14 protein-coding genes are annotated in these 24,744 nt (G+C 70.6%); 4 read left to right on the top strand and 10 right to left on the bottom strand.

The features are described from left to right. Positions 1–77 precede the first annotated feature (77 nt). From VZQ01_RS05550 to VZQ01_RS05540, 3 genes are read right to left on the bottom strand one after another with little or no spacing between them, the layout of a single operon-like run. The gene (locus tag VZQ01_RS05550; protein ID WP_223751518.1) at positions 78–923 is read right to left on the bottom strand and encodes a fatty acid desaturase family protein; all 846 of its coding nucleotides are present in this window, start codon (positions 921–923) and stop codon (positions 78–80) included. Next, positions 920–2,362, bottom strand: a complete 1,443-nt coding sequence (locus tag VZQ01_RS05545) for a cytochrome P450 (protein WP_223751519.1) — start codon at positions 2,360–2,362, stop codon at positions 920–922. Before VZQ01_RS05545 ends, VZQ01_RS05550 begins: the two co-directional genes overlap by 4 nt. Positions 2,363–2,377: 15 nt before the next feature. After that, the gene (locus tag VZQ01_RS05540) at positions 2,378–4,408 is read right to left on the bottom strand and encodes a lipoxygenase family protein (protein ID WP_426747072.1); all 2,031 of its coding nucleotides are present in this window, start codon (positions 4,406–4,408) and stop codon (positions 2,378–2,380) included. Between the two features lie 230 nt (positions 4,409–4,638). Here VZQ01_RS05540 and VZQ01_RS05535 point away from each other — a divergent pair, with 230 nt between their 5' ends. After that, on the top strand, positions 4,639–6,681 hold the full coding sequence (locus VZQ01_RS05535) for a lipoxygenase family protein (RefSeq protein WP_426747071.1): 2,043 nt from the start codon (positions 4,639–4,641) through the stop codon (positions 6,679–6,681). A gap of 33 nt (positions 6,682–6,714) precedes the next feature. Here the strand turns inward: VZQ01_RS05535 and VZQ01_RS05530 are convergent, their stop codons facing one another. Continuing rightward, on the bottom strand, positions 6,715–13,740 hold the full coding sequence (locus tag VZQ01_RS05530) for an RHS repeat domain-containing protein (protein ID WP_426747070.1): 7,026 nt from the start codon (positions 13,738–13,740) through the stop codon (positions 6,715–6,717). A 179-nt stretch (positions 13,741–13,919) separates the two neighbouring features. Here VZQ01_RS05530 and VZQ01_RS05525 point away from each other — a divergent pair, with 179 nt between their 5' ends. Beyond that, a complete protein-coding gene (locus VZQ01_RS05525) occupies positions 13,920–14,294 on the top strand; it encodes a hypothetical protein (RefSeq protein WP_426747069.1) in 375 nt (124 codons plus the stop codon). A 1-nt stretch (position 14,295) separates the two neighbouring features. On the opposite strand, the gene VZQ01_RS05520 is transcribed toward VZQ01_RS05525, so the two are convergent. Next, on the bottom strand, positions 14,296–16,266 hold the full coding sequence (locus VZQ01_RS05520) for a 2,3-oxidosqualene cyclase (protein WP_426747068.1): 1,971 nt from the start codon (positions 16,264–16,266) through the stop codon (positions 14,296–14,298). Beyond that, on the bottom strand, positions 16,263–17,309 hold the full coding sequence (locus VZQ01_RS05515) for a phytoene/squalene synthase family protein (protein WP_426747067.1): 1,047 nt from the start codon (positions 17,307–17,309) through the stop codon (positions 16,263–16,265). Before VZQ01_RS05515 ends, VZQ01_RS05520 begins: the two co-directional genes overlap by 4 nt. 46 nt (positions 17,310–17,355) lie before the next feature. Between VZQ01_RS05515 and VZQ01_RS05510 the strand changes: the two genes are divergently transcribed. After that, positions 17,356–18,717 (top strand): FAD-dependent oxidoreductase, encoded by a 1,362-nt coding sequence (locus VZQ01_RS05510; RefSeq protein ID WP_223785047.1) that lies wholly within the window; start codon positions 17,356–17,358, stop codon positions 18,715–18,717. On the opposite strand, the gene VZQ01_RS05505 is transcribed toward VZQ01_RS05510, so the two are convergent. The 4 genes from VZQ01_RS05505 to VZQ01_RS05490 form a co-directional block, all read right to left on the bottom strand. Next, a complete protein-coding gene (locus VZQ01_RS05505) occupies positions 18,714–19,913 on the bottom strand; it encodes a glycosyltransferase family 2 protein (RefSeq protein ID WP_426747066.1) in 1,200 nt (399 codons plus the stop codon). The genes VZQ01_RS05510 and VZQ01_RS05505 overlap by 4 nt on opposite strands. Beyond that, a complete protein-coding gene (locus tag VZQ01_RS05500; protein WP_426747065.1) occupies positions 19,910–22,141 on the bottom strand; it encodes an MMPL family transporter in 2,232 nt (743 codons plus the stop codon). Before VZQ01_RS05500 ends, VZQ01_RS05505 begins: the two co-directional genes overlap by 4 nt. Continuing rightward, on the bottom strand, positions 22,138–23,478 hold the full coding sequence (locus VZQ01_RS05495; RefSeq protein WP_426747064.1) for a hydroxymethylglutaryl-CoA reductase, degradative: 1,341 nt from the start codon (positions 23,476–23,478) through the stop codon (positions 22,138–22,140). Before VZQ01_RS05495 ends, VZQ01_RS05500 begins: the two co-directional genes overlap by 4 nt. Before the next feature lie 173 nt (positions 23,479–23,651). Then, positions 23,652–24,251 carry a DUF998 domain-containing protein gene (locus VZQ01_RS05490; protein ID WP_426747063.1) on the bottom strand — a complete coding sequence of 200 codons (600 nt, stop codon included), beginning with the start codon at positions 24,249–24,251 and terminating at the stop codon, positions 23,652–23,654. A gap of 106 nt (positions 24,252–24,357) precedes the next feature. Here VZQ01_RS05490 and VZQ01_RS05485 point away from each other — a divergent pair, with 106 nt between their 5' ends. Beyond that, the gene (locus VZQ01_RS05485) at positions 24,358–24,741 is read left to right on the top strand and encodes a VOC family protein (RefSeq protein ID WP_426747062.1); all 384 of its coding nucleotides are present in this window, start codon (positions 24,358–24,360) and stop codon (positions 24,739–24,741) included. Positions 24,742–24,744: the final 3 nt, after the last annotated feature.

The raw sequence follows: 24,744 nt of genomic DNA, 5'->3' as shown, positions 1-24,744 counted from the left end.
GCGGGATGCCCGCCCCCCTGTGCAGGGAGCGGGCACGGCGGGGAGCCTCGGGGCCTCGCCCGAGGCCCGGCACGTCGTCACTGCGCGATGGCGCCCAGCTCCGACTCCGCCGGGTCGATCTTCGCCTCGGTGCCGCTCCACACGAACGGGATGCCCGGCTGACGGTAGAGCGTGGCCGGGATGTCCTTGGCCAGCTGCGCGTGGAGCTCGGGCAGCTGGGACCAGTGCAACCCGTGCTTGGTGTGGTGCGCGGTGTGGTAGCCCAGGTTGCCGGTCATCAGGTTGTAGCCCTTGTGGAGGATGTTGTACGAGGCCTGCGAGTGCTCCGTGACGTCCAGCCCCACGTGGTGGAAGTAGGTGGCCCAGACGGTGACGTAGAGCGACACCGCCATCGGCAGCAGGAACACGAAGAGGGCGTTGTACCAGTTGTGCCAGAACAGCACGCCCAGCAGCGCCACCTGCAGCGCGCCCATGCCCAGGAACACGCGCAGCGCCTTCGGATGGGACAGGCCCACGCGGTACGCGCGCGGATACGCCATGAGCCAGTTGAGGACGGAGAACTCCACCTCACCCATGGTGGTGCCGTCGGCGCGCTTCCACCCGGCCTCGTCCTTGGTCTGGTCCAGGTAGTTGCGGTGGTGGCCCACCACGTGGTGCAGGAACCACGCGTGGGACGTCACGCCCGTCTGGAAACCGAACATGATCTCCAACAGCCGGTTGGGCAGCGCGTGACGGAACATCGTCACGTGCTGGTGGTGGTGGTTCCAGGCGCTGATCCACCCCTTGGGGATGACTCCGAGGCCGAGCCAGAGGATGGGCAACCACCAGCTCGTCGCCGTGAAGAAGACCGTCAGGTCCAGGGCGAACATCAGGGTGAACAACAGGACGGGGATGCGGTCTCGGGGATGTCGGAACAAGGTCATGCGGATTCCACTGCCGGGGGGAGGGGGGCTTCCAGGGAAGCGGGGTGAAGGGTGGACCGCTCTCGCGGGATGATTCTGCCCGTGACGCCCTGGGGACGCACCACGCCGAAGAAGAAACCCTCCTCGAAGGGCTCCGTCGAATCGACGTGGATGCGCGCGCGGGCGCTCAAGGTGGCCAGCGCCGTGCGCAGGTACACCATGGCGAAGTCCCCGGCCACGCAGGCCCGGGGGCCCCGGCCGAAGGGGAAGAAGTGCCCGCTGCCGAGCGGGTCTCTCGCCGCGCCCCCGTGGAGCCAGCGCTCCGGGTCGAACGTCTCCGGGCTCGCCCAGTGGCTCGGGTCGCGGTGCAGGTGCTGGTTGGACACCATGAGCGTGGTGCCCGGCGGCAGCGTGACGCCCGCCAGCCGCGAGGGCGTCAGCGGCGAGCGGCGCATGAAGACGCGCACCGCGGGCAGGATGCGCAGGGCCTCGTACGCCACGGCCTCGCCCCACGGGGCCTCGGCCACCAGCCGCGACAGGCTCAAGGGGCCTTGGGCCAGCGCGTCGGACTCCAGCGCCAGCCGTTCCAGGGTGGCGGGGTACTTGTTGAGTTGATGGAAGGCACCCACGAGCGTCGTGCTCGAGGAGAACACACCCCCGAAGAAGAACCCGCCGAGCAGGTGGGCGTGCACCTGGTCGTCGAGTCGGGGCATCTCCCGCAAGGTCCACGACATCAAATCCACGGCGGTGGAGGAGCGCGCCTGCCTGGCCTCGTGGATCTTCCGGGCGAACACGCCGTAGAAGCGCTCCTTGGCGGCCTCGAAGCCCTTGGGCGCCGAGACGAACCGCAGCGGCAGCTTCGCCTGGATGCGCGCGTCCGCGCCCGCCGCCAGCAGCATGAAGTCGTCGTAGTACGACGCCGGCAGCTTCTCGCCCACCGTCGCCACGCAGAACGCGTCGAACGTCATCTTGCGCAGCGTGGGCGTCAGGTCGACGGACGGGTGCGCGAAGCAGGCCTCCACCGATTCGAGCAGCGCCCGGCGCAGCGGCTCCACCTGGGCCGCCTGCCACGCGGGCGTCCAGGGCTGCGCCAGCGGGTCCATGGCGTGCTTGCGTGACCAGTCGTCACCCTGCTCGGCGATGAAGGGCGTGTCGTCCGTGGTGGAGTGGCGGATCTGCTCGCCGATGTTGCCCTTCTCGAACTCCAGCCGCCGCGTCTCCATCACCTCGTGGATGACGTCCGCGTCGTTGAGGATGAGCGCGGGGGACGGCCCCAACCACGCCACGGTGACGGGGCCGTACTCGCGCGCGTAGCGGGCGCAGACCTCCCAGGGCTGGGTGCCGAGGAAGTCACCGAGGTTGCCCAGGAGGCCCGGCGTCGGCCCGGGCAGGCTCGCCAGGGGCGCGCGGCGGCCGCCGAAGAACAGGTTGAAGAGACCTCGGGAGAGCAGGTTGGGCACGCGCGTCTCCAGGGCTCAAACGGTGATGCCGCAGGGAATCCGGTCGGGACTCAGCACGGTGTAGGGCACCTGGGCGCCCGCGTTGCGCGCCGCCACCACGTCGCGCTGGGTGCGCAGGCGCTGCTCGAACCGCTCGCGCAGGGCCTTCACCTCGGGCTCCTGGAAGTACTCCTCCCGCCAGCCTCCTTCGTGGAGCAGGTACTCCTCGTCGTCGCCGAAGCTGGACAGCGCCCGGCCGATGGCGACCTGCCAGAGCGTCTGGGACTTGGAGGGAATCATCTCGGGGATGTCCTCGGCGCGCAGCGTCCCCTTCTGTCGGGGAGGCTCCCTGCGCATGCACAGGGGCGCGTTGGGTACGAAGGCGTAGTGTTCGTATTGCAGGTAGTTCACCGCCGCGTGCTGAACGCTGACGGTGAAGACGACGGTGGTGAGGATGTCGACCAGGTCGTCGACGCGCGACAGCTCCCGGCACGGCAGCTTGTCCACCGGCAGCCCGTGCTCGGTGAGGTCCTTCCACCAGTGCTGCATCTCGGTGTCGCCCTCGAGGTCGGCGTCGGTCGGGTAGAAGTACCGGAGGACCCCACCGACGTATTCCTCCAGAGCATCCCACAAGGGCAGCGCGTCGTCGCGGTAGGGGTAGTACGGGAGCACCGCCGGGTCCAGCACACCCCGGCGCTCGAGGTCCTGACGGGGCCGGTTGTCCGTGAGCTTCCAGCGCTGGTAGCCCTTCTTGCCCAGCTGCAGGTGTCCCTTGTCGGGGCCGCCCGTGGCGATGAAGTCGTCGAACACCCCGCCCGCGGCGAGCAGCCCCTTTCGTGCGCCCTCGTTGATGGCGAGCGTGTAGCGGAAGTGCCGGCGCAGGAGCTTGTAGACGGGGTGCGGGTCCGGGAGGTTGCGCATCGTCGCCATCACGAAGGGCTCCGCCACGAAGTGCGTGCGCAGGGCGTGCGCCACCATCTGGTGCGTGTTGCCCTCGCTGCAGCGCAGGTAGATCTTCGCCGCGAGCCAGTCGTACGTGTCGTCGTTCGGCGTGAAGACGGGGTCCCTCCCGCCGTCGCGCCCCAGCTGGATGGCCAGGGGCCTGAGCTGCCGCAGGTCATCCAGGTACAAGAGGCACCGCGCCGCGGGCGCCCACCGGCGCTCCTCCACGCCGTCCTCGTCGACCTTCCGGTACATCGGGATGTCCTCGAGGATGTCGAAGTCGAGCAGGAAGATGCGCTTGGAATCCAGCGCCCGGGCCAGCGTGGTGTCGGGGGACAGGATGCCCTTCACGTCCTCGTCCGTCAGCGGCATGCCCGGGGGCAGCTGGGGGATGAGGGTGATGTGGAGCGGGTTGATGCCCTGCACGGCCTGACGCGCGAACTCCAGGTCGTCCTGCCAGCGCGGGGCGAGCCGGGGCACCTCCAGGCCCTTGAAGAAGTCGAAGATGTCCACCAGCCCGTTCCAGGCCTTGGACAGCAGGGGCAGGTGCAGCTTGATGGCGGCCAGCGTCCTGGCGATGACCACCTCGTAGCTGCCCTCCGTCAGCCCCCGGTACAGCTCGTCCTTCGGCAGGGGCCGTGACTCGCTGAGGTCCAGCGCGCCCGGAAGCCCCTCGGTCGCCTCCGCCGGACGCCACGGGTACATGCGCCTGCGCGCCTCCAGCAGCTCCCGCCTCGCAGCGGTCTCCCGCTCACAGCCCGCATGGCGCGCGAGCTTCGCGGTGCCCTCCAGCACGTCCACCGTGGCCCCACCCCGCACCCAACGGAAGAAGGGGAAGCTCCACTGCCGCTCCCCGGCCGTCACCCACGCGTGGTCCAAGAGCCAGTCCGCCGCGATGCCTCCGGTGTTGCCGAAGCGCAGCAGCACGAGCTCCCCCACGTCGTCCGGGGCCTGCACGGAATAGACATCCTCCGCGCCCGCCTCGAAGTCGTTGTGGAAGGGCTTGTCCAGCACGTGCGGGCCACTCTCACCTCGCGTGCCCACCAGGGCGACGGAGATGTTCGCATCGGTTCCCGCGCCGAGCTTCGTGCTCGTCCGAATCCTGAGCTTGTACTCGACAGTCATGAACTCCCCTATGGAACGGGTAGGACCGTAGGACGCGTAAAGCAGGAGCTCAAGCAGTGGTACCCTCCCTGGAGAACGAAACCGGCGTCGCGCAGCGCACGGATGGGCCTGGGCGTGTGGCGAGTGGGCGTGCGAGCGACTCCCGGAGCGGTCGGGCTGATGACAGACACGTGGCCTCGTGGGCCCGTGACATGGGGATGGGGATGATGTTCGCGGTGCTGCGCCGATGGATGGGTTCTCTCGGATTCAAGGGACGCGAGAGCCCACGCAACGAAGTGCTCGACGCCCAGGAGCTGTCCCGGTGGTACGCGGGGCTGGCGATCGAGGAGCGTCTGGCCATCAGCCGGGAGCTGGGCCCGCGCGTGCGCGCGAGCCGTCCCGCGCGGGATGAGGCCGCGCTCCCGGCGGTCGCCGTGGGGCGTCTGGTGTTCGAGCAGGAGGGGCCCGGCGGTCCCAAGGCCCTGCACCACATCAAGGTGGAGCTGTGGGATCGGGACTTCGGCTCGCCGGATGACTTCCTGGGCGAGGGCTTCACGGACCCGGAGGGGTATTTCCGTGTGCGTTATGACCCGGCCGACGCGGGCGAAGGGGACCTGCCGGACCTGGAGGTGCGTTTCTTCGAGCCCCAGCACAGCTTCCGTCCGGATGGGCAGGTGGTGGAGACGTGGCGGCGCATCGGCTCGGAGAAAGGGCCGGATGACCATGGTGGGCTCCACCACGACTTCGGCACGCTGAAGCTGCCGTACTGGGAATACGACACCTCCACGCCGCTGGCGCGGCTGCTCGTCACGGAGGAGGGCACGCCGCCCACGGCGTACGCGCCGGGCCGCGCGCTGGCGATGCTCAAGGCGGTGGCGCCCATCGAGCTCGTCAAGCGACGCCACCTGCTCCAGGGGAAGCTGGGACAGGCGCCGGGGCTGGACAAAATCCAGGCGGACTACCCGGAGGCGATGACGGTGCGGATGGAGCGCGAGTCGCCGGGCTCCACGCGCACGGATGCGTTCTTCGGTGAGCGATTGCTCAACGGCATGTTCTCCACGCTCATGGATGGAGACCCGGAGGCGCCGGGGGACAAGGCGGCCTTCCGGCTGTACTTCCCATGGAACGCCTACGAGCAGGATGGCGAGCACTGCCTCCCCGACGTGGACGTGCGTCTGCGATTGGAGGAGGGGCGGCTTCTGCCCACGCGCATCATCCTGGGCATGCGTGAGCCGGGCGTGAAGCAGGCGGGCGCGCCGGTGACGCGGCGGAGCTACACGCCCGCGGATGGCCCGGGCTGGGAGGCCGCGAAGCGGATGGCGCGGGTGAGCGCGACGCTGGAGACGGAGCTGGGCAACCACCTGGGCCAGTGCCACTTCAACGTGGAGCAGTACGCCATCGCCGCGCATCGCAACCTGCGGCGCAGCCCGCTGCGCTGGCTCCTGATGCCGCACCTGCGGGAGGTGGTGCTCATCAACCACTCCGCCAACGGCTTCCTCGTGGGGCCCCGGGGTTACATCACCCGCGCCAGCGCGCTCACCGAGCGGAGCGTGGAGACGCGGCTCTTGCACCTGATGGGCAGCTATGACTGGAAGGGCTTCGCGCCCGCGCCGCCCATCTGCGAGTCACACCGCTACGCCCGCGCGGCGAACCTGTTCTGGCGCTTGCTGGGCGAGCACGTGAGCGCCTTCTTCGCGGAGCATGCCCAGGCGCTCGCGGCCGAGTGGCTCGAGGTGCGGCGCTTCTCGGACGACCTGGTGGCGCACTCGGCTCCCGCCTTCGTGTGCCGCTACCTGCGCGCGACGGTGCCGGGCAAGAGCGCGCCGTGGTTCGTGCGCTCCGAGCGCATGGACCTGGACGCGAAGGTCACGGAGCCCGTGGCGAAGGCCGTCAGCCCGGTGACGCTCACGGACACGCCCCAGTCCGGCGAGCTGGAGGCGCTCCAGCAGCTGTGCCGCTACGTCATCTTCTTCGCGACCTTCCGCCACGCGTGGGCCAACAACCTCCAGTGGGACGACGCGGGCGAGGTGCTCTACGCGTGCCTGGGCCTGCGCTGGGGCAGGGACGGCGCGCTGTCGACGGAGGCGGACCACGACGTGGCGCCGCCTCCCGAGGAGGCCACGGAGATGCTGTGGATTTCGTGGATGCTGTCCAAGACGAGCTACGGCTACCTGCTGTCGAACGAGGAGGCGGACGTGCATCCGCGCTTCGTGGAGCTGTTGCGCGCGCACGCCGCCGACTTCGCCGCGCTGGGCCTGGACATCCGCACCGTCAGCTCCCGCATCAACATCTGAGCGGGCGCCGACGGGGCGGGTGGCCAGCCCGGCTCACTCCTCGGGGGTGAGCCACTCCATGGTCTCATCGGTCACGAACTGGACGTAGCCGTAGATGGACATGCGGGCGCCGAAGTTCTTGAGCATCCCTCCGAATCGGGAGAGGGGACTCATGGCATCGGCGACCCCGTCGGCGGCGGTCCCGGCCGCGCCGCCAAGGGTCGACGCGGTGGAGGGGTGGCTGCTGTCTTCGGTGATGAGCTGTGTGAAGACGCTCAACTCCACGCCCGCGAACCCCAAGCCGAACGCCAGGAGCCCTCCGCCGGCGCCACCGGAGGCGATGGCCAGGCCCAGGCCCACCCAGCGTGCCCCGTGTGCGAACTTGCGATTGAACCGCCGGCGCTCCCGGGCCGCCTCCTGCTGCCGGATGGCGCGCTCCTCCAGCTCCTTCTGCGCCCTGGTGAAGAGGCCATTCAGCGCTCGCCCTATCTGGAGCGCGCGCTCGTCGAATCGCTCGATGTCGAGCGTGAGCCCACGCATGGCGTGCTCCAGCGGTGCCAGCTTCCTGGCCTGGTCATACGCATCCCGGGTCAGCTCATACGACCGTCGGGCCAGCGCCAGCGCGGCGGAGGCCCTGCGCTGGCGCTTGGACAAGGAGGTCGTGTCGCGCTGGACCTGGATGGGCCCCGCCGCCGCCTCGCCGGAGGGCACCGGGACCGAATCGACGCTCGGGTTCGACTGGGCATACTCGTGCTCGGGGTTGCCCGGCGTGAGCGAGGGAGAGCCGTTGCCGCCACCTCCGCCGCCGGAGCCGGGCCCGTCGTCACCACCGTGCTCGGGGATGAGCGGGTCGCTGCTCCCGTTGCCCGAGCCCCCGCCACACCCTCCGGGGACGCGGACGGACAGCCCACCGCCCGTTCCGACGGTGCCGGGGCCACTCCAAGCGCCCTCCTCGCAGAGGCCGGTGGGGTCGGTCACGCTCACCGGGTTGTTCCAGGCGTAGCTGTAGCGGTTGAGGTCCGCGAGCTTGAAGGGCGCCTGGACGATGGGGTCGGGGCTGATGAAGCGCCCCACCGACGCGTCGTACATCCGCCCGCGCATGAACGTGAAGCCGCCGTCATCGCGGCCCTCATGGCCCGTGAACCCCCGGGTGACCAGGGAGGCGGTGCTGAACAGCGTGGTCTGCGTCCAGTCGAGTGGATCCCTGGGCTGGCCCCAGGCGGTGTAGCTGCGCCGCTCCACCACCGCCCCCGCGTGGTTCGTCACGAGCGCCGTCGACCCCAGCTCGTCCGGCAGCAGGAAGCGGTTGGCGGAGGTGACGATGTTGCCCTGGCTGTTGTAGGTCCGCTCCAGCTCCGCGATGGTGTCTCCGCCGACCTTGACCAGGTGCGTGTGCCGCGCCGGCGTCAGCGGCGTGTTCACGTTCCGCTCGCGGCGGTACCACCCGCCGAGCGTCAGCGTCTCGAGCCCGCTCTGGGCGTCGAAGCGGCGCACCCGGTCTCCATCCGCGTCGTAGCCGAACTTCAGCTCGTAGGTGGGCAGGCTGAAGATGGACGTCACACGGCCGAGGGGGTCGTGCGTCAAGGCCGTGTTGATGCCATTGACCGAACGGGCAATCATCGCGCCGTTGTCGTCGTACCAGAACGCGGTGGCCCCGGCGGTCTGGAGGCGCTCGTCCTGATAGGTGTACGCGCCGACGTCCGGGCGCTCCTGCAGGTTGCCGAAGGCGTCATAGACGAACGTCGCATCCTGGGTGACGGCGCCCTTCTTGGCCTGGGTGCCGAGCAGTTGGTGCTTCGCGTCGTAGCGGAAGGTCTCGCTCTGGTTGTTGATGGCGTCGAGCCGCTTGCGCAGGTCCATGGCCTTCGTCCACTCCAGTCGCAGGTCCTGCACCGTGGTGGCGGCGCCCTGGGGTTGGAAGACCGAGCGGATCGACTCGAGCCGCCCCGTGTTCGCATCGAAGGTGCGCGTGGAGACGACGCCATTGCCGAAGAGCGCCTCATGAACGCCACCATACGGGTCCGCGCGGAGCTGCTCCCACAGGTCGAAGCCCACGGAGGGGTCGTCGAAGCCCTTGAGGCGCAGCAGGTTGCCGAAGTCGTCGTACTGCATCGTCACGACGAGGTCCGTCGGGTAGCGCAGGCTCTGGGGCCGGCCGAACGTGTCGTAGGCCGTCTGGAGTCGGAAGACCTCGCCGTTGAGGGTCCAGTCCGTGGCGGTCGGCCTGCCGAACCCGTCGTACACATGCGTCTTCGAGTGTCCGTCACGGGAGACGGACTGGTGCAGGAAGCCTGGGCGGCTCACGTCGTAGGCCCACGTCGTGCTCCCTCCCTTCGAATCCAGGATGGAGATGGGGCGGCCCAGGTCGTCGTACTCGTAGACCAGCGTCTGGCCCTTCGCATCGACCGAGCTGCGCAGCTGCCCGAGCGGGTCGTAGTCGAAGGTCTGCAACCCCGTCTGCTTCTCGGTCAGCGCCAGCCGCCGGTTGTAGAGGTCCAGCTTGAACTGCGTCGGCGCGCGCAGCGCCGTCGGCGTGCAGGGCTCCATCCGGTTCAGGCCCTCGAAGTGGCCGTAGCGGTAGCACATCTGCGTCGCGGTGCCCGGGGCGTCCGCCTTGTGGCCATCCGCCGAGCGCACGACGTTGCCGCGCGTGTCGGACAACAGCCACGTCTGGTTGCCGTCGGGGTCGATCTGCGTCGTCTTCAGGCCCTCGTGAACCCAGCGCGTCTTGATGACCCCCTCGATGTCGCCGGGCGTGGCGCGCTCGACGAGGCGGTCGCGGACGTCATAGGTCAGGTGGGTCCACAAGGGTGACTCGCCCGTCTTCGCCGGCTGGGACACGCGCACCAGGCGGCCCCGGTCGTCGTACTGGGCATAATTGAAGATTTCGTACTGGCCCTTGAAGCCCTTGCTGACGGACTGGACCGGACGGCCCAGCGTGTCGAAGGTGGTCTCCGAAATGCCCAGGCCGGGGGCCTCGACGATGACCCTCGGGGGCATGAAGGGCAGGGGCTCATAGGTGATGGACGTGCCCGGCGTCATCGCCGTGTTCTGGCTCCAGACCTGGCTGAACGTCGGACGCCCGAAGCCGTCGAAGTCGCTGATGGACTTCACGCCGTCCGGTGAGGTGGAGGAGAGGACCAGCCCCATGCCCGGCTCCCAGCGGCGCGTGGCGGTGTGCCCCAGCCCGTTCGTGAAGGAGATGGGGAAGACGCCGTCCGTGCCGTACTGGAGGGTGAGGTTGCGGTCATTGCCCTCGGCGTCCGACACCTGGAGGGCCGTCTCGTTGCCGAAGCTGTCGTACCCATGGCGCGTGGTGTAGCGGTACTCCGCCAGGGTGGGCTCCACCGTGACGACGTCGGGATCTCCCAGGGCCGTGTACGTGGTCTGGACCGTACGCGTCTTGGACGCCGGCGTGGTGCCGGGGAGCCGATGGGTGACCTTCTCCTCGAGCACCAGGCCCAGCTGCCACACGCCGAGCCGGTGGTCGTACTTCAAGTCAGTCTCATAGCGCGCGCCGGAGCCCACGTCCTCGGAGTAGAAGCGCGTCGGGAAGCCCAGTTCGTCGTAGTCGTGGTGGTAGTTCGGGTTCTGGGCATCGGGGAACGTGGAGTATCCCCGCCGGGTGTGCTTGAGCGGGAGGATGCCTTGCTGCGCATCCGCGTGGGCGATGTCCGCGAACTGCGCGGGCGTCAGCGCAGTCCAGGACAGCCCGCCATACGTCAGGAGCCAGGAGTTGAACTGCTCGAAGGCCCGCACCTCGGTGGCGCGCGTCAGGGAGGAGAAGAAGTAGGACGCGCACAGGCTCTGGTCGTACTGGTAGCCGCAGGGGCCGAACCAGTTGGGGTTGACCTGCCAGTCCGGGTCGCCATGGAAGTCCGCCCTGGGGACGAACGTGTATTGGTTCTCCGTGAGGACGGCGAGCGCGCCGTCCTGGCTGTCTATCTGTTTGCGCAGGGAGAGGGATTGGAGCAGCTTGCCGGCGTGGGGCGCGACCCGGCCGTTGTGATTGATGTTCGCGGTGCGCGTCGAATACGTCTCGAGGCGCAGGTCCAGGAAGTCCAGGGGCGGCGCGTCCGGGCCCGTGGCCGCGTCGTTCTTGATGTTGCGATGCTCGAAGCCCAGGAACTGGTGTCCCTGGAGCAGCTGCTGCGCGTTCTTGTAGAAGTAGTCGGTCTTGCGCGAGCCGACCGTCGGGGAGATGCCCGTGGGTGAGAGCAGGCTGGAGACCAGGGGGCGGGTGTCGAAGACGCGTCGGCTCGCCACCGCATCCTCCAGGCCGGGGAACGCGACGAAGGCCTCGCGGTAGACGTGCGGGTCGGACATGGGCTTGTAGAGCGCCGTCCAGCTCGCGCCGTTGCCGTTGGTGAGGCGCTGCATCAAGTCCGGCACGTCGCCCTGGCGGACGTGGAAGTCGAGCAGCCAGGGGTCGTTGGACGGGTCGCTGTCGTTGTCGGGGTTGCGGGTGCGCACGAGAACGTCGAGCAAGCCGTCGGCGTTGTAGTCGCCGAGCGACAGGGCGCGCTCGTCCAGGACCCACGGCAGCGGCGGCAGGGTCGTCATGCTCCACTCGAGCGTGCCTCCGCCCTGACGCGGATACTCGATGACCATGGGCTGGGCGTTGCTGTCCGAGGGGACGCCGTTGCGAATCAGGAGCTCGTCGCTGCCGTCGCGGTCCCAGTCGACGAGGTGCGCGGACAGGAACTGTCCATGGAACGACGTGGCGCCCAGCGTCTGCAGCCAGTCATGGCTGCGCACGAAGAAACCGCCGATGTTGAGCCACACCTCGATGCGCCCCGCCCACGCCACGCCCACGTCGGGGAGCAGCGCGCCGCCCTCCGGCTTCACGAAGGGGCTCAGGCCGTTGGACTCGAGCGTGGCCTCGGACTCGTAGCGGACCACGTCCGGGAACCCGTCGCCGTTGACGTCACCGACCTTGTCCGCGCCGAAGCCATTGCCCCGGCACAGCGCGCCGTACTGGTCCAGGCAGGCGCGGTTGGCGCCGTTGCCCGCGTGCAGGCGCTGGTAGTAGTCGAACGGCAGGCCCGTGTTCCGGGTGTAGAAGTCCAACTCCGTGGTGTGCTGGCCGAGCGGGGTGTGGAAGACCAGGGCCTGGTAGTTCCTGCCGCGCAGCTGCGCGGGGCTGAACCAGGAGCCGTTCTCCCACAGCGGAGGCCAGTGGCCCGGCGGGGAGGCGGCGTGGCTTCCGCTGCCGTCGTAGCCTCGGATGGTCAGCAGGTTGTCCGTGCCGTCGCCGTCGAAGTCCATGACGTGGATCTTGTCCAGGGCGGAGCAGGGGTGGGCCGTCAGCGTCACCGGCGTGAAGGTGTACGGATTGAGGTAGCTCCTGTTCTCCAGATAGACCCAGTGGCCCTGGTACAGCGTCGAGCCCTCCAGCCCCGGGGGCAGCGTCCCGGAGCCGTTCTGCGCGTCGAAGTAGCGGCCGCGGTCGTCGTTCTCGACGCACACCATCAGGTCCGACAGCCCGTCGCCGTTGAAGTCACCCGGGGCGACCAGCAAGGCGGTGCGTGGAGAGGGGATGTACGTGTCCGCGACGGTGAAGCCCTGGGGCAGTCCCGGGGTCTGCTGCAGGACCTGGAACCCCTGGGCGAAGCCCCACATCATCGGGAGGTCCGCGTACTCCCCCTGGGGCACCAGGACGTCCGTGCGGTCGTCGCCGTCCAGCTCGAAGGTCGCGCTGGAGAGCGCGTCCCCGGGCAGCAGGTAGGTGTGGCATTTCCTCTCGCGGTCGCAGACCTCGACCGGGGTCTGCGGAATCGGCTGCGGCGCCCTCACGGGGATGCCGGTGTCGACGATGCTCGACTCCTGAGGCGACGGACGGATGGCCCAGAAGCTCCAGTTCTGGGGCTGGTTGCCGCCCTCCCACCAGGGGGCCACCAGGATGTCCGTGGTCCCGTCCTGGTTGCCATCGAGCTGGAGCAACTGGAAGACGGCCTCGTGGTCCTCCTCGGGGATGCCGTGCACGGGGAAGAGCTTCTGGTCGAAGGCGAAGTCCGCGTCCTTGTCGTCGAGGAGGATGTTGCCGGAGTAGCCCCCGGCCTGCCAGGTGAACTCGGTGGCGCGCTTGCACACCGCGGCGCCGTTCTCCTGGACGCACTCCTGGAGGCTCTGGAGCAGCGAGCGCTTCGTCGTCGACGTGTTGTTGGCGTAGGTGAAGACATACTGCCGCACCAGTCGCTGGCCCGCGGTCGCGACGGCCGACGGGGCGAAGGTCGAGATGCTCTTGAGCCGGTAGGAGTGCCGGTAGCGGGTCATCGAGAAGAAGCCGTTGAAGACCTCGTGCTCCGGCAGGCGCTCGTACTGGAAGGTGACGCGGCGGGTGTTGTTGACGTACCGGATTTCAGTCAACCGGTGGTCCAGGCGCGAGTGCGTGCCCAGCGGGTCGGTGAAGTTGTCGGTGAAGGCATAGTGGTACGTCATCACGTTGCCGTGGGCGTCCCGGGCCTGGGTCTGCTTCCATTCATAGGGCAGCTTGATGGGGGCCCCCGAGGGGTCCATGTCGAAGCTGTAGACGCGGCTCGGGTCGTCCGTGCCGTAGAGGTGGCTGGAGCCGTCCGGCAGTTGCAACTCGAAGCCGGGCAGGCCATCGGACGAGGTCTTCGCGATGACGCGGCTGCCGTCGTCGTTGTACTTGCGGTAGACGCGGCCCACCTTCAGGCTGTTCTCCAGTCCGATGAGCCGCATGCCATCCAGGCAGAGCCAGTCCGCCGGGAACTGGGGTGGGTTCTCGTTCGCCTCGTCCCGGAAGGTGATGGGGTGGAGCGTGGCGTCGTCGCTCATGATGCGGCCACAGCGCTTGATGCTCGAGGTGGCGGCGAGCGAGAACCCCACGCCGAGCTCTCCGCTCTCGGTGTGGCTGCTGTAGCTGACGCTGAGGGAGGGGGACAGGGCCCCGATGCCGGGAGGGACCTGGAGGGGAATCGAGGTCACGGCCTGGCCTGTCGCCGTCACGGCGAGGGCTCCGCCGGTGTTGCCCGTGGGGGCCGTCTGACTCAGGTGGCCATCCGGGCTGTTGGCGCTGGCCGCTCCGACGGCCAGGAGCACGGGTAATAGCAACAAGGGGTGTCTCATTCCGAAGTCTCCAGCCCCCCGGGAGGTGGGGGGTGTGGAGATGACGCGGAAGGAGGGCGGACTCCCTCACCCGCCCGCGTCGCTCCGCTGTCATCCAGGTGGTGTAGGGTCCCTGCACGCAGGGGCCGACAGCCCTGCCTCGATGAACTCAGTGAGGATGAGACGCCATGTCTGGAGACGCGCCGAAGAAGGAAGCCGCCGAGACCATCGTGGACCGGCTCAAGCGGGTGGAGTCCGTCCTGCCTCCCGAAGGGCAGGCGTACCACGTCCTCGAGGCGCAGAACGACGCGGGGGAGCGCGCCGGGTTGTGGATGACCGGGCCCAAGGGCGGCATCCCCGTGTTCCAGACCCGCGAGTCCGCGACCGACGCGCTCCGGTTCGTCCCCTCGCCGCGGGCGCTCGGGTACGCCGAGTCGGCCGTGCGCTGGGCGGTGCACTCCCTGTCGTCCGATGAGTTCCGCAACCTGTTCCTCAACCCGGGCCTGACGCTCTTCGTCGTCCACTCGATGAACGACGCCGGCATCGAGGCCCAGCCGCTGTGAGCTAGGGCGACAGGCTCCCCGGCTCCAGGGGCGGCAGCGTGAGAACCTGGATGGGCGGGAAGGCGCGGCGCTGCGCGCGCTCCGCGAGCGACAGGGCCCACAGCGGGAAGGTGCGCAGATAGGTGTCGTAGTGGATGCCGCCGGTGCGGTTGAAGACGCCCGCCAGCGGCTCCCGGGGCCAGCGGCCATCGGCGCCCTGGCGCGCGCGCAGCCACGCCACGCCCCGGCGCGTGGCCCTCGAATCGGCCTCGCCGCAGGCGAAGAGCGCCAGCAGGGCCCACGACGTCGTCACCGCGTGTCCGGTGGGGCCGTCCACCCAGCGCCGCTCCCGGCAGCCCTGGAGGGTCTCACTCCAGGAGCCGTCCTCGCGCTGGTGCTCCTCCAGGAAGCGCACCGCCCGGCGCAGCGCTGGATCCTCTCGGGAGGCCCCCGCGGCCACGAGCCCCGTCACGCCGAACCACGTGCCATAGCTGAAGCACACGCCCCACGCGCCCTCCCAGCTCCCGTCCTCGCGCTGCGTGCGCCGCAGGAACTCCAGCCCCCGGGTGATGGCCTCCTCCACGGGGGCCTCGGGCTGGACCTTCCTCCAGGCGACGAGGGCCTGGACACAGGCGGAGGTGCACTCGACGTGACTGAGGTCCACCATCGTGTTGGCGAACACGTCCGAGGCGTTGATGCGCTCGAGCCATCGCGGCGCCCGTGTCGGCTCATAGGTGGCCCAGCCACCGTCGCGGTTCTGCAAGGAGCGGATGAACTCCACGGCCTGGGCCAGTCGCTCGCGCGGCACGCGGTTGAGTCCCAGTGGCTCCAGCAAGAGACACGCCTTGACGGCCTCCGCGGTGCAGTCGCTGATGGGCCAGCCGTGCTCGCGCGTGCTGAAGGGCCAGGCGCCACGGCTCGGGTGGCGGTAGAAGCGCTCGGGCCGGGGTGAGTCCTCCAGCAGTTGCTGCGACTCCACGAAGTGGCTCGCGCGCGCGAGCGTGTCCAGCGCGCGGTCCGCGCCCGAGGCCACCAGCGCCTGGATGGCGAACGCGGTGTCCCAGAGCTGGGAGGAGTTGTAGCCGTTGAACGTGACGCCCTCCGGTGTGCACTGGAGATAGTCCGGCAGGCGCTCGAGGTGGGCGTGGACCTCCGGACCGCCGGGGCGGGCCAGGTGCCAGACCACGGCGTCGAGCACCTTGTTGATGGGGCCGATGCAGATGAAGTGCGTGGCCAGGTCCTCGCCGCGAATCTGCTCGAGCGACTCCTCCAGCGCGCGGGCCCTCAGGCGCTTGGAGTGCAGCCGCTCATAGAGCCCGAGCACGCGGCTCGCGGCGCGCAGCCAGGGACTGCGCGGGGTGTACGCGTCGGTGTCGGCCACCCGCTGGCGCGCCGCCTTCCAGTCCACGGACTCGTAGGGCACCGGGTACAGCTCGCGCTTGAGCTCGGCCAGCAGGGGCGTCTGCCGCACGCGCGCCTTGCGTCCATAGAGCCAGCCCATGGGCAGGTACACCATGCGGCAGTGGCACCACATCCTGGAGGGATGGAACGGCAGCGCCTTGGGCAGCAGCCACAGCTCCGGTGGGGTGGGGGTGAGCCCCTCGTATTCGTAGAGGCCCAGCAGCGCGAGGATGGCCTTGCCCCAGGAGCCGCTGCCCAGCGGTCCGCCGCGAGGCAGGAGCCAGGCCCGCGCGCGCACGAGGTCCGGGTCGTCGGCTTCGACGCCGAGCAGTCGCTGCGCCACGTAGGTGAGCACCGTCGTGAAGACCCGGCTCGGAGATTCCGGCGAGAGCCCCCAGCCACCGTCCTCGTTCTGGTGGGCTCGGAAGTAGGAGAGCAGCCCGTCTGCCAGCGGCGCGTCGGGCGCCCGCTCCATCGCGTATAGGCCGATGATGTACAGCGGGCTCAGGAACAGCGGGCCGCTGTAGTCACCCTTCCAGGAGCCATCCGCCTCCTGGGTCCGCATCAGCACCTCGCGCGCCTGTCGCGTCATCTCGCCGCCTCCACCTCCGAGGGCACGCGCGAGCACTCCGCGAAGAGCGCCCGCAGCGCCGAGTCCGAGGCCACCCGCTCCTGCGTGAGCAGCATGAGCCGCAGCACCACCTCCCGGCTGAGCTTCAAGGGCGTGGTGTCGAACACCGCGGGGTTGCCATCCACGAGGTTGAGCGTCGTCACCGCGAAGAACAGGGGATAGAGGCAGAACAGCCGGAGGCCCGGCTCGCTCTGCGGGAGCGCCAGCGTGTACTCGAGCGCCTCGTCCAACGCCCTGCGCGCTATCACCACCAGCTCCGAGTGCAGCGCCATCGCCTGGGCGCGCAGCTCGGGGCGGGCCAGCGTCGCGGGCTCCAGGCCGTGCAGCGCCATCCGGTCCAGCGGCAGCCAGCAACGCCCCTGGTCCAGGTCCTCGCGCACGTCCTTCAGGATGTTGGTGAGCTGCAGCGCCTCGCCGAACATGATGGCCCTGGAGCGCAGCTGCGCCCGCGCGCGCTCGTCGAGGGTGGGGGCGTGCGCGATGAAGAGCTCCGTCAGCATCTCGCCCACCACGCCCGCCACGTAGTAGCAGTAGGCGAGCGTCGTCTGGAGGTCGGGCAACCCCAGCACCGACTCGCCGCCGCCGTGCCTGCGCTGAACCTGGCTCATCCCGTGGGTCATGATGCGCACGCAGCGGCGCAGGGGGGCCTGGGCCCAGGGAGGGAGCGAGGCCAGGGTCTTCAGCACGGAGAAGGTCCCCGCGATGAGCTCCACCTCCGCTTCGGGCGCGTCGGGCAGGAACTCGTCTCCCGCCAGGCGGGCGAAGGCCTGGGCGCGAGCCTCCCAGCCCGGCTCCAGGCGCACCAGGTCCGCCAGCGCGGCGAACAGCTCCTCCTGCCGGGGCCGTTGGATTTCATCCTCCACCGTGTCCGCGATGCGGGTGAGCAGGTAGGCCACCGTGACGACGAGGTCCAGGGGAGGAGGTAGCAAGGGGATGTTCAGCGCGAACGTCCGGGAGACCCGGGGCAGCACCGCTCGGCAGAACGACTCTTCATGGGCGACCATGGTTGCTCCTCTGCGTCGGGCCGGGGCCATGCGCAGTTGTTGCGTCATGGGAGGCCCTTGGGACTTCGATGTGGTGGTGGTGGGCGGCGGCCCCGCGGGGTGCGCGGCGGCGGCGGCGCTCGCCGAACTGGGGCGGTCCGTCCTGCTGGTGGACGCGGGCGTGGACCGGCACCGACAACTGTCGGGGGAGCTCTTGCACCCCACCGCCGTGAGCGCGCTGCGGGAGCTGGGCTTCGGTGACGTCGTCGAAGGCTGGACGTCGCGCCCCGTGCGAGGCTTCGCCGTCTTCTTCGCCGCGCCCGCCCGCACCGTCGTCCTGCCCTATGCGCGAGGCGCCACGGGCATGTCGCTCGAGCACGCCGAGCTCACCGAGCCGCTGCTGCGGGCCGTGGCCCGGCGGCCGGGCGTCACCGTCCAGGCCCGCTCCCGCGTGACGTCGGTGGAGCACAACGACGCGCGCGGTGTCCGGCTGCGCTTCCTCCACGAAGGCGTCGAGCACGCGGTGGGCGCCCGGATGCTGGTGGCCGCGGACGGGCGCGCGTCGCCCGTGCGGCGGATGCTGGGCATCTCCGAGCGCTTCACGCGCATCTCCACCATGCTGGGGCTCACCGTGGACAGCGCCTGCCTGCCGCGCCCCGACCATGGACATCAGTTCGTCGGAGGGCCGCTGTACGCGCTGGCCTATGCCATCCAGCCGGACGTGGCGCGGGTGATGGTGGACCTCCCCCTGGGCAGCACCGCCCAGACGCTGCGGGAGCGCCCGGAATGGCTGGCCACGTTGCCATCCGCGCTGAGCGCGGAGGTCCGACGGGCGCTGGACGCGAGCGCGACACCCCGCATGGCCTCCAACGACGACCGGTTGTCGCGGACGGTGTGGAAGGGGAGCGCCGTGCTCGTGGGCGACGCCGCGTCCTGCTGCCACCCGCTCACCGGGAGCGGCATGGCCTCGTGCTTCGATGACGCGCGAGCGCTCCAGCGGGCGCTGCGCCACCACCCCGAGGACATCCCCCGGGCCCTGGAGCGCTATGCCTGCGAGCGGCGGCCCGCGCAGCGCACCCGCGTCCAGCTCGCCGCGTCGCTCTACGACGCCTGCGCGGGGCAGGACGCGGGCATGCGGGCCCTGCGGCGAGGGCTCCTGCGCTACTGGGAGCACAGCCCGCGAGGCGCCCGCGTCTCCATGTCCCTGCTTTCGTCCGAGGAGTCGCGCATGCGGGTGCTCGCGCGCGAATACCTCTGCGTCGTCGGCCACGCGCTGGTGACGTTGCGGCCGGGGCGGCGGCGGGACGTCCGTGCACGCGCGGCCGTGCCGCTGCTTCGCTCCGCCGGGCCACCGCTGCGGGGCGCCGTGGCGAGTACGTTGGAGCAGGTGGGAAGTTGGTGGCATCGCCGCGTCCGCCGTTCCGCCTAGGGGCTCGTCCGCGCGGGCAGCGCGTCACCCAGGGCCGCCCGCGCATCCAACCGGTAGCTCCGGCCCCGCCAGTCCACGTCGCGTGACACGCGCGCGGACAGCGCCACGCCCGCGCCCAGCAGCGGCAGCACCGCCGGCACCCAGTAGTGTCGGGGGGAGACGCGCGGCCCATGGCAGGCCCGCTGCAGCCGCAGCTGGCTCCACACGGAGAAGCCGATGGGCAGCGCCGCCGCGGCCGCGTGTCCCCAGGCCCGACGACCGACGGCCGCCGCCAGGCCCCCCCACGAAAGCCAACCCATCACCCCGCGCACCCAGTTGGGGCGCGCGAAGCTCCAGGGGAGCCCCGCCTCCGAGAAGAGCACCCAGCGCCGGAAGATGCGCAGGAAGGCCTTCAGCTCCAGGTTCCCCGTGACGATGCGCAGGGGCGCGTGGATGACGCGGTTCTTCCACCCCGCCTCGTGGAGCCTGCGCCCCAGGTACATGTCATCCACGAACTGGCCGGCGGCCGAGCCCACGCCGCCGATGTCCTGGAGCGCCTCCCGACGGAACACCATCAGCTGGCCCATGATGAAGGGCAGGGCGCCGTCGGGCTCCGCCGCGCGCGCCACGGACGCGCCGTACCAGGCATTCACCAGCAGCCCGTAGCCCACGTCCCCCGCGAGGGGCGCCCTGGCCGCCGCGTACACGGGCGCGAACGTGGCGCCCGTGCGCGCGTCCTCCAGCAGCGCGCCCACCAGCGCCGTGAGCACGCCCGGCTCGGGCCGCGTGTCGGAGTCGCTGAAGGCCAAGAGCGTGCCCCGGGCGCGTGACACGCCCAGCTGCATGGCGTTGAGCTTCCCCGTCATCCCCGGCGGCGGCTCTCCCGCCACGAGCAGCTCCACCCGCTTCGCGCGCGTCGGATGACGACCCAGCTCGTCCTGGGTGATGGCGAAGGCGGGGTCCTCGGCGCTGTCGAAGACGAGGAGCACCTCCCACTCGCCGGGGTAGTCCAGGGCGAGCAACGCGCGGACGTTCTCGCGCGCCTCCACATCCAGTCCCCGGATGGGACGGATGAGCGTCACCGACGGTGGCTCGAAGGGGGCGGTGGGGGGCGCGCGGCGCCGTCGCACGCCCGCCATCAGTCCCCGGTGTCCGTGGGCCAGCACGCCCAGCGCCGCCGCTCCCGCCGCCACCCACGCGATGTCCCGTGCGCTCATCGCCTCTCCCCCCGTCCCCTCGCTCCGGGCGCCCACCAGTTCCAGTCCCCCATCAGCCGCATCATCGCGGGGACGATGAGCACCCGGACCAGCGTGGCATCCAGCGCCACGGCGATGGCCATGCCCAACCCCATCGCCTTCACCACCACCACCGAGGCCAGCGCGAACGCCGCGAAGACGGCCACCATGATGGCCGCCGCGCTGGTGATGAGCCCACCGGTGCGCTCCAGGCCCTCGGCCACCGCGTGGGTGTTGTCACCCGTGCGCAGCCACTCCTCGCGGATGCGGCTGAGCAGCAGCACCTCGTAGTCCATGGACAGCCCGAACAAGGCGCAGAACAACAGGATGGGCAGCGACGGCTCGATGGGCCCGGGCTCGAAGCGCAGGAGCCGGTGCAGGTGCCCCTCCTGGAATATCCACACCAGCGCGCCGAACGAGCCCGCCAGCGACAGCAGGTTCATCAGCAGCGCCTTGAGCGGCAGCACGACGGAGCGCAGCAGCACGTAGAGCACGATGCACGTCATCCCCATCACGAAGCCCACCGCGGCCGGCGTGTTCTCCTTGAGGAACTCCGTCGCGTCCACGTCCGTGGCCGTCTGTCCGCCCACGAGGAGCGTCCCGTCCCCCACCGTGCGCTCCTGGCGCAGCGCCCGGACCAGCTCCCGCGCCTGGTGGCTGCTGGGCGGCGCGGACGTGAGCACCTGGAGCACGGCGACGCTGCCCGCGCGGTACGCCTCGCGAGCGGCGCGCACCTCGGCGGGCAGCAGCTCCGGGGGCGCGGCGGCCATCTGCTGATAGGTGGCCTTGTCCAGGCCGGGCGACAGGTCCACCGCGCTCTCCACGCCCACCACGCCGGGCAGCGCGGCCATGCGCCGGCTCGCGTCGAAGAGGGCGGCGCTTCGCTCGGCCGTGAGCGCATCCCCGGAAGGGAACTCCACCGCCACCAGCACGCGCGTGGCGGCCTCGCGTGGGAACAGCCGCGCCAGCGTCTGCGCGCCCTGCCGGGCCTCGGTGCCAGGAGGCAGCGCGGTGATGTCCGTCGCGGCCAGCTCCAGACGTCGGAAGGGCAACCCCATGGCGAGCAGCAGCGCGAGCGTGGGCAGCAGCACCAGCCACGGATGCTTCATCACCCAGGTGGCCAGCGCGTGCCACACGCCGACGGGCCCCGTGCCGCGCCCGAAGGGCAGCCGCCCCTTGTCCACCCGGGGCCCCAGCCAGGACAAGAGCGCGGGCAGCACGGTGAGCGCGAAGAGCACCGCGAAGGCCACGACGAGCGCGCCGCCCAGGCCCATGGCGCTCAGGTACGAGCCGTGGAAGAAGAGCAGCCCCGAAAGGCCCACCGTGACGGCCAGGCCCGAGAACGCCACCGCGCGCCCGGCCGTGTCCAGCGTGCGCACCAGCGCGGCCTCCGTCGACAGGCCCTCGGCGAGCTCGCCCCGGAAGCGGCTCACGATGAAGAGCGAGTAGTCGATGGCCACGCCCAGCCCGATGAGCGACACCACGTTGAGCGTGTACTGCGCCATGTTCGTGACGCGCGAGAGCAGCAGCACCCCCGCCACGCCGCAGAGCACCGCGAGCCCGCCCACCACCAGCGGCAGCATCGCGGCCACCACCGTGCGGAACACCCACAGGAGCACCAGCAGCGCCAGCGGGAACGAGATGAGCTCCGCGCGCAGCAGGTCGTGCTCCAGCAGTTGGTTGAGCGCGGCGAGGAAGGCCACCTTGCCCGTCAGCGTCGTCTCCAGCCGCGGGTCATCCAGGGCCGCGCGCACGGCGGGGAACGCGGCCACGGCCTCGCGCTCCCCGCCCTTCAAGCGCACCAGCGCCAGCACGTCGTGCCCCGTGGCCGACACGAAGCGCGCGCCCAGCGCCTCGGGCGCGCCCACCGGGGACACCACCGACTCCACCTCCGGCAGCCGCCGCACGCGCTCGAGCACGTCCGTCATCGCCTGGGTGAAGCGCGGCTGCTTCGCCGTCCAGGTGTCGTGGTGGAAGATGACGGCCAGCGTCTGGTCCGTGGAGCCCGCCGTGGCGGGCCGGGCCAGGGCCTCGGCGCGCGCGGCCTCGATGCCGTCGATGGTGCCGGTGGTGAGGTGACCGCCTCGGCTCAGCACCCCGATGGCCGCGAGCAGGAACACGACAGCGCCCACCAGCACCGCCCGCCGGTGCCGATGCACGCCCAGGGCGAGCCGGGCGAACAGGGAGGGGGACGTCGTCTCCGCGCTCATGGGGGCGAGGGGGCCTGGAGGGAGGCGAGGATTTCGCGCGCCGTCTCCACCTTGATGTTGCCGCGCTCCATCAGTAGCCGGACCACCTTCTCCACGTCCGCGCCGCGAGCGCCCGCCGTCACCGCGACGCACCGGGCGTGCATGGCCATGTGGCCCTTCTGGATGCCCACCGAGCCCAGCGCGCGCACCGCCGCCAGGTTCTGTGCCAGGCCCACCGCCGCGAACACCATGGCCAGTTCGCGCACGGTGCTCACGCCCAGCAGCTTCAGCCCCAGCTGCGCGCCGGGGTGCAACTTGATGGGGCCCCCCACCAGGCCCAGCGCCAGCGGCAGCTCGATGCGGCCCACCAGGTGCCCATCCTCCATCGTCCAGTTCGTCAGGGGGCCGTAGTGGCCCTCCCGGCATGCATAGGCGTGCGCACCGGCTTCGATGGCGCGCCAGTCCTGCCCCGTGGCGATGGCCACCGCGTCGATGCCGTTCATCACGCCCTTGTTGTGCGTCGCGGCGCGGTAGGGGTCGGCCCGGGCGAAGCGACCCGCCTGGAGGATGCCCTCCGCGATGTCCTCGCCGGACATGCCCAGCCCCGACAGCGACGCCACGGGGAGGCGGCAGGAGGCCCGCGCCAGTCGCTGGTCGGCGAGGTTGGAGAGGATGCGCAGATACACCCGTCCCCCCGTGAGCTGCTCGACGAGCGGCGCGATGCCCTCCGCCATGGTGTTGATGAGGTTGGCGCCCATGGCCTCCTGGGTGTCCACCAGCAGGTGGACGATGAGGAGCGGCTCCGCGTGGGGGCCCTCGGGCGCGGGGAGGATGCGGACCTGCAGGTCACACGCGCCACCGCCGCGCTTCACGAGCGAGGGATGGAAGCTGTTGGCGAGCGCGAGCAGCTGCTCCCTCCCCGCGAGCAGCCGGGCGCGAGCGAGCTCCGGGTCGCCGTAGCCGGTCAGCTGCACCTGGCCAATCATCATCGAGGTGTTCGCCTCGGCGAGGAACCCGCCTGCGTCGCGCACCAGCTTCGAGGCGAGGGATACCGCGGCGATGACGGACGGCTCCTCCACGACCATGGGCACCAGGTGGTCGCGCCCGTTGACGGTGAGGTTCAGCCCCAGGCCCAGGGGCAGGGCGAACACGCCGACGGCGTTCTCGATCATCTGGTTGACGACGTCGAGGTGCGGCGCGTCCAGCGCGCACAGCACGCGCAGCTCCTCGGGCGTGAGGTCTCCGCGCAGCGCCAGCTCGCGCCAGCGCTCCTCCATGCTGCGTTGGTGGAAGCCCGGCAGGCGAGAAGACCGCGTCGCCGATGGCACCTGCACCGACTCGTCGTTGACTTCCCCCATGCCCCCCCCTGTGGCTCCGGCCATCGAGCACCATGGGAACTGGTGACGACCGGAGCGGTTGGGCAGGGCACCCAGTCCTTGGGGCCGCGTGGAATCCGGCAGTGGACTTGCGTGGCAAGGGCGATGCCGCGCCCGTCGCCCGCCTGCCCCTCCTCATGGGGCGATGGCCGTGCTCAGTGGGCGAGCATCAGCCACACTCCCACGGCCACCATCCATCCGAACACGAGCGCCTCCACCGCGCGCTGGAGGAGCCCTCGCACCGGGGAGTCGAAGGACAGGCCCACCATGCCGAGCAGCACGAGCTTGCCCAGCGCGCCCGTCACCGGGGAGAGCGAGGTGAGCGCCGGCACGTCCTCGAACACGCGCTCCATTTCGATGAGGCCGCCGCCCGCGCCGAAGTAGCCCAGGCCCGCTACCAGGTTGTGCATCTGGTTCTTCCACGTGCCCCAGAACGGCGCGCCCGCGTCACAAGGGAACACGGCGGCGCCCACGTAGCTGACGCCCAGCAGCGACAGCAGCACGGCCCCGGTGCCCCCCTCGCCCTGGGCGGTGAGGTACGCGTGGAGCAGGGCGCAGAAACCCAGGACGGCCAGGCCCGCGGGCGCGAAGCCGAGCCACCCCGCGCGGGCGGCCCCCGGGGCGCCCGTCTCACCCAGCTCGCTGAGGGTGTTCCTCACGTGGCTGTAGCCGGGCCTGTTCCGCGCGAACCAGAAGGGCGGCAGGACGCCGAGAGCCACGACGAGCAACGCGCTGGGGAGAATCCACGGGACCATTGAAGGAGTATCAAGGCGGCGGCGTCCCGGACGAAAGCCGGCGGGGGTAGACCGGTGCCTGGGGCGTTGTCAGATTGCGCGGGAACCTCATCGAGCGGAGGGCGTCATGGCGCACCGCAGTCGTCTCTCGGGCCTCATCATCGATTGCGAGACGGGGGAGCTGCTCTCCGCCGCCACCTTCTGGAGCCAGGCGCTGGGGCTCCCGGTGGGGGGGCACGAAGTCGGGGAGACCTCCGAGTACGTGGGCCTCGAGGGCACTGCCGCGGGGCTGAGCGTCGGGCTGCAGCGGGTCACCCACCCCTCCCGTGTCCACCTGGACATCGAGGCGGATGACCAGGACGCCGAGGCCGCGCGCCTGGAGGCCTTGGGAGCGAGGCGCATCGGCTGGGTGAAGCGCTGGTGGGTCATGGAGGCGCCCACGGGCCATCGCTTCTGCATCGTGAAGATGGACAAACCCGACGAAGGTCCGCCGCCGACCGTCTGGAAGTGAGGC

The sequence above is a fragment of the Myxococcus faecalis genome (assembly GCF_050039385.1).
Lineage (GTDB): Bacteria > Myxococcota > Myxococcia > Myxococcales > Myxococcaceae > Myxococcus > Myxococcus fulvus.
The sequence above is the reverse complement of the archived record's forward strand: the minus strand, read 5'-3'. Positions and strand labels throughout refer to the sequence as shown.

What these genes read in the sequence shown, in the direction of transcription:
- VZQ01_RS05495 (WP_426747064.1), bottom strand. Translation starts at nt 23,478, where the DNA reads ATGGGGGAAGTCAACGACGAGTCGGTGCAGGTGCCATCGGCGACGCGG.
- VZQ01_RS05550 (WP_223751518.1), bottom strand. Translation starts at nt 923, where the DNA reads ATGACCTTGTTCCGACATCCCCGAGACCGCATCCCCGTCCTGTTGTTC.
- VZQ01_RS05500 (WP_426747065.1), bottom strand. Translation starts at nt 22,141, where the DNA reads ATGAGCGCGGAGACGACGTCCCCCTCCCTGTTCGCCCGGCTCGCCCTG.
- VZQ01_RS05515 (WP_426747067.1), bottom strand. Translation starts at nt 17,309, where the DNA reads ATGGTCGCCCATGAAGAGTCGTTCTGCCGAGCGGTGCTGCCCCGGGTC.
- VZQ01_RS05540 (WP_426747072.1), bottom strand. Translation starts at nt 4,408, where the DNA reads ATGACTGTCGAGTACAAGCTCAGGATTCGGACGAGCACGAAGCTCGGC.
- VZQ01_RS05490 (WP_426747063.1), bottom strand. Translation starts at nt 24,251, where the DNA reads ATGGTCCCGTGGATTCTCCCCAGCGCGTTGCTCGTCGTGGCTCTCGGC.
- VZQ01_RS05520 (WP_426747068.1), bottom strand. Translation starts at nt 16,266, where the DNA reads ATGACGCGACAGGCGCGCGAGGTGCTGATGCGGACCCAGGAGGCGGAT.
- VZQ01_RS05525 (WP_426747069.1), top strand. Translation starts at nt 13,920, where the DNA reads ATGTCTGGAGACGCGCCGAAGAAGGAAGCCGCCGAGACCATCGTGGAC.
- VZQ01_RS05510 (WP_223785047.1), top strand. Translation starts at nt 17,356, where the DNA reads ATGGGAGGCCCTTGGGACTTCGATGTGGTGGTGGTGGGCGGCGGCCCC.
- VZQ01_RS05485 (WP_426747062.1), top strand. Translation starts at nt 24,358, where the DNA reads ATGGCGCACCGCAGTCGTCTCTCGGGCCTCATCATCGATTGCGAGACG.
- VZQ01_RS05505 (WP_426747066.1), bottom strand. Translation starts at nt 19,913, where the DNA reads ATGAGCGCACGGGACATCGCGTGGGTGGCGGCGGGAGCGGCGGCGCTG.
- VZQ01_RS05535 (WP_426747071.1), top strand. Translation starts at nt 4,639, where the DNA reads ATGGGTTCTCTCGGATTCAAGGGACGCGAGAGCCCACGCAACGAAGTG.